The 13371-nt window shown below is 42.7% G+C and carries 11 protein-coding genes and 1 pseudogene; 7 read left to right on the forward strand and 5 right to left on the reverse strand.

The window, feature by feature from the left end:
* The 3 genes and pseudogenes from AC5YCI_RS12555 to mtlD all read left to right on the forward strand — a co-directional run.
* Positions 1 to 204, forward strand: a 204-nt coding sequence (locus tag AC5YCI_RS12555; RefSeq protein WP_496175593.1) for an IS3 family transposase, incomplete at its 5' end; no start/stop codon positions are given.
* 330 nt (positions 205 to 534) lie between these two features.
* A pseudogene (locus AC5YCI_RS12560) lies at positions 535 to 795 on the forward strand (transposase); the annotation flags it as partial.
* A gap of 248 nt (positions 796 to 1043) precedes the next feature.
* On the forward strand, positions 1044 to 3170 hold the full coding sequence (gene mtlD, locus AC5YCI_RS12565; protein WP_496129454.1) for a bifunctional mannitol-1-phosphate dehydrogenase/phosphatase: 2127 nt from the start codon (positions 1044 to 1046) through the stop codon (positions 3168 to 3170).
* A 36-nt stretch (positions 3171 to 3206) separates the two neighbouring features.
* Here mtlD and AC5YCI_RS12570 read toward each other — a convergent pair whose 3' ends face one another.
* The 5 genes from AC5YCI_RS12570 to AC5YCI_RS12590 all read right to left on the reverse strand — a co-directional run bounded on the left by AC5YCI_RS12570 (position 3207) and on the right by AC5YCI_RS12590 (position 8510).
* On the reverse strand, positions 3207 to 4070 hold the full coding sequence (locus AC5YCI_RS12570) for an ABC transporter ATP-binding protein (protein ID WP_496129455.1): 864 nt from the start codon (positions 4068 to 4070) through the stop codon (positions 3207 to 3209).
* A 1-nt stretch (position 4071) separates the two neighbouring features.
* Positions 4072 to 5016 carry an ABC transporter permease gene (locus AC5YCI_RS12575; protein WP_496129456.1) on the reverse strand — a complete coding sequence of 315 codons (945 nt, stop codon included), beginning with the start codon at positions 5014 to 5016 and terminating at the stop codon, positions 4072 to 4074.
* A gap of 107 nt (positions 5017 to 5123) precedes the next feature.
* The gene (locus tag AC5YCI_RS12580; RefSeq protein WP_496129457.1) at positions 5124 to 5675 is read right to left on the reverse strand and encodes a lipocalin family protein; all 552 of its coding nucleotides are present in this window, start codon (positions 5673 to 5675) and stop codon (positions 5124 to 5126) included.
* 181 nt (positions 5676 to 5856) lie between these two features.
* The gene (locus tag AC5YCI_RS12585; RefSeq protein ID WP_496129458.1) at positions 5857 to 6468 is read right to left on the reverse strand and encodes a MarC family protein; all 612 of its coding nucleotides are present in this window, start codon (positions 6466 to 6468) and stop codon (positions 5857 to 5859) included.
* Positions 6465 to 8510, reverse strand: coding sequence for a choline transporter (locus AC5YCI_RS12590; RefSeq protein WP_496129459.1), 2046 nt, complete (start codon positions 8508 to 8510; stop codon positions 6465 to 6467). Before AC5YCI_RS12590 ends, AC5YCI_RS12585 begins: the two co-directional genes overlap by 4 nt.
* 141 nt (positions 8511 to 8651) lie before the next feature.
* Between AC5YCI_RS12590 and betI the strand changes: the two genes are divergently transcribed.
* From betI to AC5YCI_RS12610, 4 genes are all read left to right on the forward strand, one after another.
* Complete coding sequence (betI, locus tag AC5YCI_RS12595; protein WP_496129460.1) at positions 8652 to 9236, forward strand: transcriptional regulator BetI; 585 nt, start codon at positions 8652 to 8654, stop codon at positions 9234 to 9236.
* Between the two features lie 10 nt (positions 9237 to 9246).
* The gene (betB, locus tag AC5YCI_RS12600; RefSeq protein WP_496129461.1) at positions 9247 to 10728 is read left to right on the forward strand and encodes a betaine-aldehyde dehydrogenase; all 1482 of its coding nucleotides are present in this window, start codon (positions 9247 to 9249) and stop codon (positions 10726 to 10728) included.
* Positions 10729 to 10737: 9 nt separating this feature from the next.
* Entirely contained in the window at positions 10738 to 12387 is a 1650-nt protein-coding gene (betA, locus tag AC5YCI_RS12605) for a choline dehydrogenase (RefSeq protein ID WP_496129462.1), read from the forward strand.
* Positions 12388 to 12495: 108 nt separating this feature from the next.
* Positions 12496 to 13356 carry a UTP--glucose-1-phosphate uridylyltransferase gene (locus tag AC5YCI_RS12610; protein WP_496129463.1) on the forward strand — a complete coding sequence of 287 codons (861 nt, stop codon included), beginning with the start codon at positions 12496 to 12498 and terminating at the stop codon, positions 13354 to 13356.
* Positions 13357 to 13371 lie beyond the last annotated feature (15 nt).

Raw genomic sequence — 13371 nt, forward strand, 5'->3', positions numbered from 1 at the left:
AATGCCCCAACAGAAAGGCTTTTTAGAAGTCTCAAGACTGAGTGGATTCCCAAATTGGGATACAGCTCAATTGAAGAAGCGAAGCTAGATGTTGGTCTGTATCTGATGGAATACTACAATCAGATACGACCTCATCGATTTAACGATGGTATCAGTCCTTGTCAGGCTGAAAATGAACTTAAAACTGTGTCCAATATTTGTTGACCACTATATATGGGGCAAAATATTACAAAATTTAATTGCTCTAAAATAATTTATAATCATCTCTCGTCAACACTTCGATTACTTCATTTGATTACTAGCATCATAAATATGAGAATTTTGAGAAACACTAAAGTTTATTTTTTAGAAAAAACTTAAATTCATTAAAAATATAAGTTTTTTAGGATCTATCCTTTAAAACAATTTACATTAACCCGAATCATGGATAAGAAATTCAGTTGAAAAAAAAGATAACTTAGTTGATAAGTGAGTTACCACACAAACTATTCAACCAGCCATCCTATGTTCGAGCTTACTACTTTATTCTGTGCGAAAGATAAATTAGCTAGGCAAGGTATTGAATTAATTACTTATCATCGCAAGAATATGCGACGAGTGGATCTATCATCAGAGGATGAAGTCATGCTGAGACAACGCAATAAAATAGAGACCATCTTTAGCTTATTGAAGCAATAATACAACCTAGTAAGCAGTGGCCATCGTTCCATTTCAGGTTATTTCGCTGGAATTTACGCATCCTTATGTACTTATCAAATCTGTCATCAAAATAAGTCTCAATTTATAACGATGTGAAACTAGGCTTATCCATGATTCAGGTTATATTAGCCCAACTCATAATCAGCCTTTATAAAATTCATTTCAATAAATTTACACACGAGTTACATGAAGTTTCTTAATCTTACAAAAATGAGTCATATGCAAGCCCGTTTGATTAAAAAATAATCTCAAGTATTACATTTTTTAAATTTCCTATATTTATTGATCTGATTTTCCTATGGTGTTGAGCAAACCTTGAACGCTTATGGAGAACAAATACACAGATGCTAGACTTTAAAACACATGTTATACACGGCGCAATTTTCGATATGGACGGTACGATGTTCGATACTGAACGTCTACGTTTCAATACTTTACAACAAGCATCAAAAGAACTGATTGGGGTAGAATTTTCGCATGATTATCTTATGCAATGTTTAGGCTTAAGTGCCAAAAGCGCAGAGCAGCTCGCTCAACAACAATATGGAACCGATATTCCCTACGCATTGATTCGTAAACGTGCTGATGAGTTAGAACTAGAGCATGTGCGACAATATGGCGTTCCTGTGAAGCCCGGCTTAGTACAGGTACTTGAACGCCTACGCAAATCTGGCTTAAAGATGGCTGTTGCGACTTCAAGTCGCCGTGCGATTGCAGAAGAATATTTAATTAATGCCAATGTCTATAAATTTTTTGATGTTTTGGTTTGTGGTGATGAAGTACAACGGGGCAAGCCACATCCAGAAATCTTTCTCAATGCGGCTCAGAAGATTAATCTCAGTCCAAAACAGTGTTTAATGTTTGAAGACTCGGATAATGGCTTAAAATCTGCGTATGAAGCGGGTGGCATTACCATCTTGTTTCAAGATATAAAAGTACCAAGCGCTGATATGTTAGATCGAGCTGATTACTTTTACCTTGATGTCCTCAGCTACTTACAGGATCTAGATCGCTGTGTACCCATTTTACCGATGCCCGAATTACATACGCCGTTTCCACAAACTTTAAATCAACATCAAGTGGCTATTCATGGCTTTGGTGCCATTGGTGGGGGATATTTAGCGCAAGTGTTATCCCACTGGGATGGCTATACACGTCCACAAAAAATTTATGCCTCTACCCGTAATCGACTGTATCAATCTACAGTCAATGCCTTTGGCAGCTACTGCATCCGTTATGGACAGCATTCATATGATGAGCGAATTGATCATATTCAGATTGTCGATGCCCATGATCAGTCACAAATGCATGAGATGTATATTCAGTCTAGCTTAGTGGCGATTTGTTTGCCTGAAGCTGCACTGTTAGAAGACATGCCGACCATTGCAAGTGCACTGTATGCGCGTTTTAAACACTATGGCGACCAAGAACAGGGACTGACCTTGTTACTGATTTTAAATAAAGTGGGTGCCAAAACCTTATTTGAACAGGCCTTAAAACACGCCTTGCTTGAACTTACCAATCCGCAAATTGCAGCAGATATTTTAAAACGCCATTTTATCTGCGATACAGTCGTCAACCGCATGGTATCTAAGCTCTCCGAGCAAAAACTCTATCGCCAGCTTCGTATTAAATACAACATTTTTAAGCAACAGCAAGCGGAAGAGGAAAATATCCAAGTTGATTTAGATGATGCAACCGCCTTAAGTCGTGAGCAAGAACATCAAGCCGGACTCTATGTGGCTGATCTACAAAAAAACTTTCAGCCCAGCCATAGTTTGCAGCATATCGATCTCATTTTGTTCCAAGCAGAAACAGATATGCCACTGTATGTGGAAAATAACAGTCCACTCTTGAAAAAAATGCGCCAAATGCATTTGGTGGATGATATCCATCAAATTCAACTTATTAAAAACCGCCTATGGAACGGTGTACATGCCATGTTGGCTTGGTATGCCATGCTGCGAGGCCATCAAAATATTGGGGTGGCCTTAGCAGATGATCAAGTGAAACGCTTTATGCTGCAATTGCTGGCACAGGTACAACAAGGCTTAAGGCAGGCGCTTCCACAGCATAGTCATGAGTTAACTCGCTTAAGCCAAAGCTTTATGGATTCATGTTCACATGCCTATCAAGACCCATGTTTACGTGTTGGACGTGACCCTTTACGAAAGCTCACTGCCAATGAGCGTGTCTTAGGCTCTATTGCCTGTCAATTGCGTTACGGCTTAGCCTATGATGTACTGCTAAAAGGCGCTGTGCTCGGTTACGTCTATGCGATTGAGCAGGGCGAATGTGACTATGTTGAAGCCTTGCTACACTTGCAAATGCAAGTCAAACAACTTGTGCCACAGCAGCAAGCCTATAGCCGCTTATATGATGTCATCGCAGAGCATATTGAAGCTTTAATTCAACAGGACATGAGTATTCAGCAATTTATGCAACATGATTTTCAGCGCCAACTGATTTAAACACAAGCGGCTTATCTTCAAGATAAGCCGCTTTTTCTATTTAACGCTGACTTGAGTCATGCGTGGAATTTTTGGCAAATCTGCCAATGCTGGATCAAGCTCATCATCATTGACATGAACCAGCGCATCGACACGTTGTCTTAGGGCTTTAAACTCAGCGCTTTGCATCACTTCAATATCACGTGGGCGCGGCAAATCGACCTCAATAATTTCTTTGATCTCACCAGGATTGGCTTTTAAAGCCACAATGCGATCGGCCAGTAAAATGGCTTCATCCATGTCATGGGTGACAAAAATAATCGTAATATCAATATTGGCCCATAAATCCATTAAGTGCTTTTGCATTTTTTGTCGAGTATGCGGATCAAGTGCGCCAAAAGGTTCATCCATAAGTAAAACTTTGGGTTCATTGACTAAGGCACGGGCAATGGCAACACGTTGTTTCATCCCGCCTGACAATTGATGCGGATACTGATCTTCATATTTTTCTAGACCAATGATATTGATCCATTCTCTGGCATGTGCTTCTGCCAATGAATGACTTTCGCCTTTCATCAATGGCCCAAACATCACGTTTTCTTTGACGGTTTTCCAAGGAAAAAGGGTATAACCTTGAAACACCATGCCACGTTCAGGGCTTGGACCTGTCACTAAAGCATCGTTTACCCGTAATTCGCCAGAAGTGTAAGGGTCTAGACCTGCGATCACTCGGCTTAAGGTTGATTTACCACAACCTGATGGCCCAATGACACAAATAAACTCACGCTTATAAATTTTAAGATCGATTTGATTTAAAACGGTGCGCTCTGTTTTCGCTTGCTGAAATACTTGGCTAAGTTGTTTCGCTTCTAGGATCACAGGGCGCTGTTTAAGATTTTGAAAGTATGCGGCATGCATCATATTATTTTACTCCTGCTTTCCATTGAAAAAGACGTTGTCCGAGTTTCATTAGAACCACATCACAGATCAGACCAATGATGCCAATAATTAAAATTGCAGCAAATACGTTGTCGAAATTTTGGTAGCGGGCTTGTTGGGTAATAAACCAGGTAATCCCTGAGGTGCTTCCAATCAACTCTGCCACAATTAAGTAAGTCCATGCCCAGCCCAGTAATACCCTTAGATCTCGGTAAATATCAGGCAAGGCAGCAGGAATCACCACATGAAATAAGCTTTTGATTTTATTGGTGCCTAAGGTAAAACCCGCCTCGATGAGACTTTTATCGACGGCTTTGGTGGTGTTGGCAATAATTAGGATTTGTTGAAACAAAGTACCCACCACAATAATGGCGATCTTGGGTGCATCATTAATGCCCAAAATCGCGACGGCAAGTGCGCCAAAGGCAGGGGCTGGCAAATAACGAAAGAATTCAACAAAAGGTTCTGTCAGTTGTGACAAGGTTTTAGAAAAACCACACAAAATCCCTAAAGGAATACCAATCAGAGATGAAATCAAAAAGGCACTAAACACCAGTTGAATACTGTGCCATAAACTCTCATGAAACCATGGCGCATTGTCTTGCGCTGGAGCAGTGGTAAATGCGGTGACTAACGCTCGTGCAACCTCATGCGGTGCAGGCAGATAAATCGGATTGCTGAGTAGACCTTGAGGTGGCTCCAAGCCTTGATCCACGGCAATTTGTGCTTGCTGATAGAACTCTGCCCGATCTACACGGCTGTCGACTTGTAAAAAAGCACTACTACCTGCATCAGTAATGTGCACTTGAGGATGCCAAAACATAGGTAGATAGCTAATGGCACACCACATCAAAATTGGAATCAAAAAGGAGCCAAATCCAAAGAATATTTTCTTTTTTTGGCTGAGTTCTCTTGCAACATAACCCATAGCTTTGCCTTTTAGTCATACTTTTTTTAAAAAACGTAATACTAATAAGCAAAATGAATGCCATAAAAAAAAGCAGCCTAAAGGGCTGCTTGTTCAATCTTAAAGCCTTATTTGGCTTTATAAGGTGTATAAATCACATCACTAAGATCATAACCCATCGATTGCGCATAGTTTAAGTACTCTTGTACCACTGCTTTGTTTGGCTCTGGATCACGAGATAAGACCCATAAATATTTTTTCTTTGGCTCACCCACTAAAACAGTTTGATAGTCTTGGTCAATTTTTAACACCCAATAATCACCACGGGCAATCGGAATCCAACGAATCGCTTTGGGTAAGAAGCTGACTTTGAGTTTTGAGTTTGCAGGGGCATTTTGCACATAAGCTTCGGCTGTTGATTGTTTCATGCTGCCATCTGCTTTATAGCAGCGGTTATCTACATTGACGTTACCTTTGCTATTTAAACTGTAGTTGGCCGTCACGTTGTACGCACAGTCCTTTTGGAAAGTTAAAGGCTTACGTGCCACTTCATGCCATTGACCTAAATATTGATTTAAATCCAATTGATCTACGGCTTTGACTGACTCATTGGCTAAAGCTGGAGTAATCATACTTGCAGCAAGGAATGCACCAACAGTTATTTTTTTCAATTGCTTCATGTATTTATCCAAGTGGGTTGTTATTTGGCTATCATGCTGAATTTCATCTTTAATTGCATAGGGTAAATCACTTACATTTGTATACTTATTGTTCCAAAAACAGCTTAAGTGTTTTATTTTTAAAACTTATTTTTTTATATATCTATTAATAAAATACTGCAAAATGCACATAATTGGATATCTAGCCCTGCCAAATACCTAAAATGCCGGTCACAATCATATCAATGGCAATGGTACCAATGAGTAGGGCGGCCAGTCGCCCGACAATATCCACATACAAATCGATATAGCTGGAATAACGGGTTTTGAGATGATCATGTGCATATTTCATTAAGATTAACAAACTACAACTGAGCAAAAGTGTCGAAGCAATCACAGCTACGGTATGTGCAAATGGCAACTGCACACCCGTAATAACAGCAGCACTGATGGTTCCTGGACCAATCATAAACGGCATGGCAATGGTGCCAGCCAAATGCTGTGGCGCACCGCGCATGACGCCAATGGTATCCGCCCCCTCAAATACATAGCGATAACCAATCACTAAGAAAATAAGCCCACCAAAGATTTGAAACGATTCAAAACGAACATGCAGGACATCATTAAAAAAAGCTTCTCCGGTTTTTGCAAAAATTGTGAAAACAATCAGACTAATCAGACTGCCTTGGATCAACGCTTTGCTAAAGGTCGATGCATCGGTGTGGCGGATAATGCCGAGCATATAAATGCTCATTAAAAATGGGTTGAGTAAGGAAAAAAACAGCGCAAAACTATGTAACCACGGACTGGTCATGTATGTTCTCCTTCATGTTCAGGAAAGAGCGGGCGTGTTCCGGGACTACTACGATTGATATGAAGAAAGTTTAGATGACGCTCATATTTATCCAAGATATCGTTAATCACCTGTTCTTGACTGTAACCCACCAGATCATTGCCTTGAGAGCCTTCAAATAAATAGCTTTCTAAACGATAGTAATATTTTTCAGTGCGCTTACCACGTTGACTAAAACTTGGTGCGATATAGCGTACCGGCCAAATTTGATAAACGAAGTTTTCTTCTGCCTCTAAGGCAATCTGAATATCAAGATGATATAGCTCAGGTTCATCTTCTAGTGCGGTTTGAGCAAGCTGTACGCTGATACCACGTAATTCGAGTTCGTCTGCAACCGCACGCATGGCCGGTTGGCAAACACGATCTAACATTCCACGGGTTTGGCTGGCATTTGGATGTTGCATCACGCGCGTTAAGCGTCTTCGCCAATTGGAAATATCCACATTACCGACCACAGGTGCGGCACTGGCATAGGTACTGGCTTGTCGAAAATCCTCTAAACGCAAAGACTTAAATAACCCTGCTGCTACAAAGAAAATCACAAAGCTAAAAGGTAAGCCCATAATGATGGTGGCATTTTGCAGTGCTGTAATACCATTGGTCATCAACATGGCCAAGGTGAGTAAACCAATGGTAATGGCCCAAAATACACTTAGCCATCGTGGTGAATCATGATTAATATTACTAAATTTAGTGGTGAAATTACCTAGCACCAGCGCGCCGGAGTCCGCTGAAGTGACATAAAAGAGTAGACCTGTAATGGTCGCAACGCCGGCAATAAAACTAAAAAATGGGTATTGTGCCAGTAGGTCGTAGAACCCATGGGCAGGATTAGATAAAACCGTTTCAGCGAGTTGTTGATTGCCTTCAAAAATGACATTGTACAATGCACTATTACCAAAAATAGATAACCAAGTGAGGGTAAATAACAATGGAATAATGAGAGTACCGGCCACAAACTCACGAATGGTACGACCGCGTGAGATGCGGGCTAAAAATAAGCCTACAAAAGGCGACCATGCAATCCACCATGCCCAGAAAAACAGTGTCCAACTGTTCATCCACTCCTTAGGTTGCTCAAAAGGAAAGCTGGTCAAAGACAGTTTGGGGAATTGACTCAAATAGTCACCAAAGTTTTGAATCAATGCAGCCAACAAAAACTCGGTATTGCCTAACAATAAAATAAACAGCAATAAACCCACGGAAACATAAATATTAATTTCCGAGAGAATCCGTAAACCTTTATTGACCCCTGTCACGACAGAAATAATGGTAATAATCACCGCAAGTGCGATCAATGCAGTTTGCATCCAAAGATTTTCAGGTAAGTCAAACAGCACATGCAGACCGTAATTCAGCTGTACCACCCCAATACCACAGGTGGTGGCAATACCAAAAATAGTGCCTAGCACGGCTGCGGTATCGACCGTATGACCAATCGGACCATGAATGCGTTTACCAAAAATGGGATACAGCGCTGAGCGAATGGTTAAAGGTAGGTTATAACGATAACTAAAGTAACCGAGCGCGACGCCCACTAAGGCATACATACTCCAGCCAGTAATGCCATAATGAAACAAAGTCCACACTAAACTTTGCCGTGCTGCTTCATAGGTTTCACCGCTGCCCACAGGTGGATTCATATAATGTGATAAAGGCTCCGCCACGGAGAAGAACATCAGGTCAATACCAATGCCGGCTGAAAACAGCATGGCGGACCAACTGAGTAGGCTAAATTCAGGTTTAGAGTGCTTAGGGCCAAGTTTAATTTCGCCATAACGAGAGCAGGCAATAAACACCACAAAGACAAAATACAGCGCTGCAGCCAAGAGGTAATACCAACTGAAGGTGCGGCTGACCCAATTCAAGGCATGCAAAATGCCTTGATTAACAGGTTTATTAAAAAAAATAGTAATGATAGAAAAACATAAAATCAAAAAAGCCGAACAAAAAAAGACCACTTTATTGAGTTGATCACGATTTTCAGGTTGTTTGTTGTCCATCACGCGTTAAATCGCACCTTTATTATTTACAAATTCACAGCAATTTAGAATTGCTCCTGTCCATAGCTTAAGACTATGATCTTTTTTAATTGAACGTTCAATTAACAAAAAGTTTTTAAATGTAAGTGTAAAGGAAACGCCATGCCTAAGGTGGGAATGCAGCCGATCCGTCGCCAACAGCTCATTGAGGCGACGTTAAGTGCAGTGAATGAGCTTGGCTTTCATGATGCAAGTATCGTGCAAATTGCACGGCGGGCAGGGGTATCAAGCGGCATTATTAGTCATTATTTTAAAGATAAGCATGGTCTGATTGAGGCAACCATGCGCTATTTACTCAAACAGCTCAGTCAAGATGTGGCACTGTGTTTAGCCCAAGCCAAACCGACCGCAGAGGCACGCTTATATGCCATTGTGGCCGGTAATTTTTCCCAATCGCAAGTGGAGCATGCAGCTATGAAAACATGGCTGGCTTTTTGGGCCAACAGCTTACATCACCCTGACTTACAGCGTTTACAGCGCATTAATCATGATCGTTTACATTCTAATTTAAAACATGAATTTGCCAAACAACTCACACCACAAGCTGCCGATCATGCTGCACGTGGACTTGCCGCGTTAATTGATGGTTTTTGGTTACGCGGTGCTTTATGTCCCCATGCATTTGATCCCGATTTAACCTTACACCTTTGTCACGACTACATCCAACAACAGCTTAAACAGATTTAAGGAAGCCTTCATGCCAAAATTTGCCGAACAATATCCGTATATTAACGGTCAATATGATCAAAAAGCGGGCCGTAAAAGTTTTGAAAGTATTAATCCAAGTAATGGTGAAGTTCTTGCTGTGCTGTATGCATGTGACCAGCAGGATATTGATCACGCTGTCAAAGCCGCACAAGCCGCACAACGTGATTGGGCCAAGCGCCCAGCCATTGAACGTGCCCGCATTTTGCGTAAAGCAGTTGATTTACTCCGTGCTCGTAATGATGAATTGGCCGTACTTGAAAGTTTAGACTCGGGCAAAGCCTTCAGCGAAACCTCTACGGTTGATGTGGTCACGGGTGCAGATGTCCTTGAATACTATGCCGGGCTTGCACCTGCGTTAGAAGGCCAGCAAATTCCGCTGCGTGATAGTTCGTTTGCTTATACCCGTCGTGAACCCTTGGGCGTGGTGGCGGGCATTGGCGCATGGAATTACCCAATCCAAATTGCATTATGGAAATCTGCACCTGCACTTGCTGCGGGCAATGCCATGGTGTTTAAGCCGAGTGAAAATACATCATTAACGGCACTCAAACTTGCTGAGCTGTATGTTGAAGCAGGTTTACCCGCTGGCTTATTCAACGTGGTGCTGGGCGGTGGCGAAGTTGGGGATGCGCTCAGCCGCCATCCTGAGATTGCTAAAATTTCATTTACTGGTGGTATTGTGACCGGTAAAAAAGTCATGTCGAGTGCAGCTGAATCGAGCCTTAAAGAAATCACCATGGAATTGGGTGGTAAATCACCTTTGATTATTTGTGAAGATGCCGATTTAGATCTGGCCGCTGATATTGCCATGATGGCCAATTTCTTTAGTTCTGGCCAAGTATGTACCAACGGTACCCGTGTCTTTATTCCTAAAGCCTTGCAAAGTGCCTTTGAAGAAAAACTCTTACAGCGAATCCCCTATATCAAAATTGGTGATCCATTAGCAGCAGGAGTTAACTTCGGTCCACTGGCCAGTTTCCCGCATATGCAAAAAGTGCTTGATTATATCGAGCAAGGCAAAGCCGCAGGTGCACGCGTGGTGACAGGCGGCCAGCGCTATCAAGAAGGCGCATGTGCAAAAGGTGCTTTTGTTGCACCCACCATTTTTAGTGATTGTCATGATGACATGTCAATTGTAAAAGACGAAATTTTTGGTCCTGTGATGTCTATTTTGACCTATGAAACTGAAGAAGAAGTCATTCGCCGTGCCAACACGACCACTTATGGTTTAGCAGCAGGCGTAGTTTCTCCAAATTTAGCCCGTGCCCATCGTATCATTCATCAAATTGAAGCCGGTATTTGTTGGATTAATACTTGGGGGGAATCACCCGCAGAAATGCCTGTTGGAGGATACAAGCACTCTGGCGTGGGTCGTGAGAATGGCCTCACCACCTTATTGGCTTACACACAATTAAAAGCCGTGCAAGTTGAGTTAGCCCCCTTTCAATCGATCTTTCGTGCCCAGGACTAAGGCGGTGTAATGCAATATTTTGATTATATTATTATTGGAGCAGGCTCAGCGGGCAACGTCTTGGCTGCCCGCCTGACTGAAGACCCTCAAGTTCAAGTGCTGTTATTAGAAGCTGGCGGACCTGATTACCGCTTAGATTTTCGCACCCAAATGCCAGCCGCTTTGGCCTATCCCTTGCAAGGTAAACGCTATAATTGGGCCTATTTAACCGACCCTGAGCCTTATATGAACGGGCGTCGTATGGAATGTGGACGCGGCAAAGGTTTAGGTGGTTCATCACTGATTAATGGCATGTGCTACATTCGCGGCAATGCCATGGATTTAGAACAATGGGCCAGTTTAAAAGGCTTAGCGCATTGGCATTATCGTGCCTGCCTGCCTTATTATAAAAAAGCTGAGAGCCGTGACATTGGTGGCAATGACTACCACGGAGATTCAGGGCCAGTCTGTGTAGCAACGCCTAAAAACAACAATAACCCCTTATTTCACGCCATGGTAGAGGCTGGGGTACAAGCCGGTTATCCACGCACCGATGACTTAAATGGCTACCAACAAGAAGGCTTTGGCCCTATGGATCGTACTGTGACGCCACAGGGGCGCCGTTCGAGTACTGCTCGCGGTTACTTAGATTTAGCCAAAACGCGTGACAATTTAACCATTGTGACGCATGCCATGACCAACCGTATTTTATTTTCGGGTAAAACGGCGATTGGTGTAGAGTATATTCAAGGTCAAAATACCCAAGCCCCTATACAAGTTTTTGCTGATCGTGAAGTTTTACTCTGCGCAGGCGCGATTGCATCACCGCAAATTTTGCAACGCTCAGGCGTAGGGGCAGCCCATGTGCTAAAAGAACACCATATTGATGTGGTGCAGGATTTACCTGGTGTTGGGGAAAACTTACAAGATCACTTAGAGATGTATTTACAGTATCGTTGTAAGCAACCTGTGAGTTTGTATCCTGCATTGAAATGGTATAACCAACCTAAAATTGGTGCAGAATGGTTATTTTTAGGTACAGGGATTGGCGCCAGCAATCAATTTGAAGCAGGGGGCTTTATTTGCTCATCTGATGAGTTTACTTGGCCAAATATTCAGTATCACTTTTTACCTGTGGCGATTAACTATAATGGCAGCAATGCCATTCATGAACATGGTTTCCAAGCCCATGTGGGATCTATGCGTTCACCCTCACGAGGCCGCATCCGTTTAAACTCCAAAGATCCGTTTGCACATCCGAGTATCTTGTTTAATTACATGAGTCACGAGCAAGATTGGCGTGAATTTCGTGATGCCATTCGCATTACCCGCGAGATCATGCAGCAACCAGCCCTTGATGAGTATCGTGGCGAAGAAATTAGCCCAAGCCGCCATGCCCACAGCGATGATGAACTCGATGCATTTGTACGTCAGCATGCTGAAACGGCTTATCATCCATGTGGCAGCTGTAAAATGGGGGAGGATGATCTCGCTGTGGTTGATGGCTTTGGCCGTGTGCATGGGGTGGCGCAATTACGGGTGATTGATGCATCGATCATGCCGCTGATTATTACGGGTAACTTAAATGCAACCACGATTATGATGGCAGAAAAATTAGCTGATCACATTCGGGGCAAAGCGCCTTTAAATGATGCACAGGTCGACTTCTATCACCGTTAAATCGTTATTTTTATTGTTTTTCCTGCTACTTTTTGTAAGTGATGCATGAACTTTCAACATTTCATATTATGGTTGAAAGCACCTATAACAATGACGCTAATTTTAACAATGATAAAAAAAGCTGTATTACCGGTTGCAGGTTTTGGAACTCGCTTCCTGCCTGCAAGTAAAGCCATTCCCAAGGAGATGGTAACCATTGTTGATCGTCCTGCCATCGACTATGTGGTGCAAGAGGCCATCGCTGCAGGAATTGAGCATATTATTCTTGTCACCCATGCCAGTAAGGGGGCGATTGAAAATTACTTTGATCGCCATGCTGAGCTTGAGCAATTACTCACCCAAAAAAACAAGCCAGAATTGCGCGAACGTTTACAGGTCATACCCGAACATATTCACATCACCAGCGTACGCCAAGGCCAAGCCTTAGGTTTAGGTCATGCCATTTACGCAGCACGCCATTTAATCGAACCTGACGAAGCATTTGCCGTTTTGCTCCCCGATGTGCTGATTGCAGGTGATCAGGCTGATTTAAAAGATATGATTCATGCCTATGATCGCCACCATGCAGCGCAAGTGATGGTCGAAACAGTAGATGCCTCTCGTGTCGATCAATATGGCATCGTGGCGCTACAAGGGGACTTAGCGCCAGGGCAAAGTGTTGCCATGCAGGGGATTGTCGAAAAACCAGCGCTTGATCAAGCACCTTCTCAATTGGCCGTGGTCGGGCGATATATTCTGCCCGGTCAGATTATGCAAATCTTAGCAGACACACCTGCTGGACAAGGCGGTGAGATTCAACTCACCGACGCTATTGCACAGCTGGATCATGTAGAAGCGTATTTGATGCAAGGGCAGAGCTTTGATTGTGGTAGTCAATTGGGCTATTTACACGCCGTGCTACATTATGCCCATCACCATCCAACTTTTGGAGCTGCCTTTCGTGAGTTAATCAAACATTATAATAATTAGAGGAACCGTATGAAA

The organism is Acinetobacter sp. CY17, from assembly GCF_059515825.1.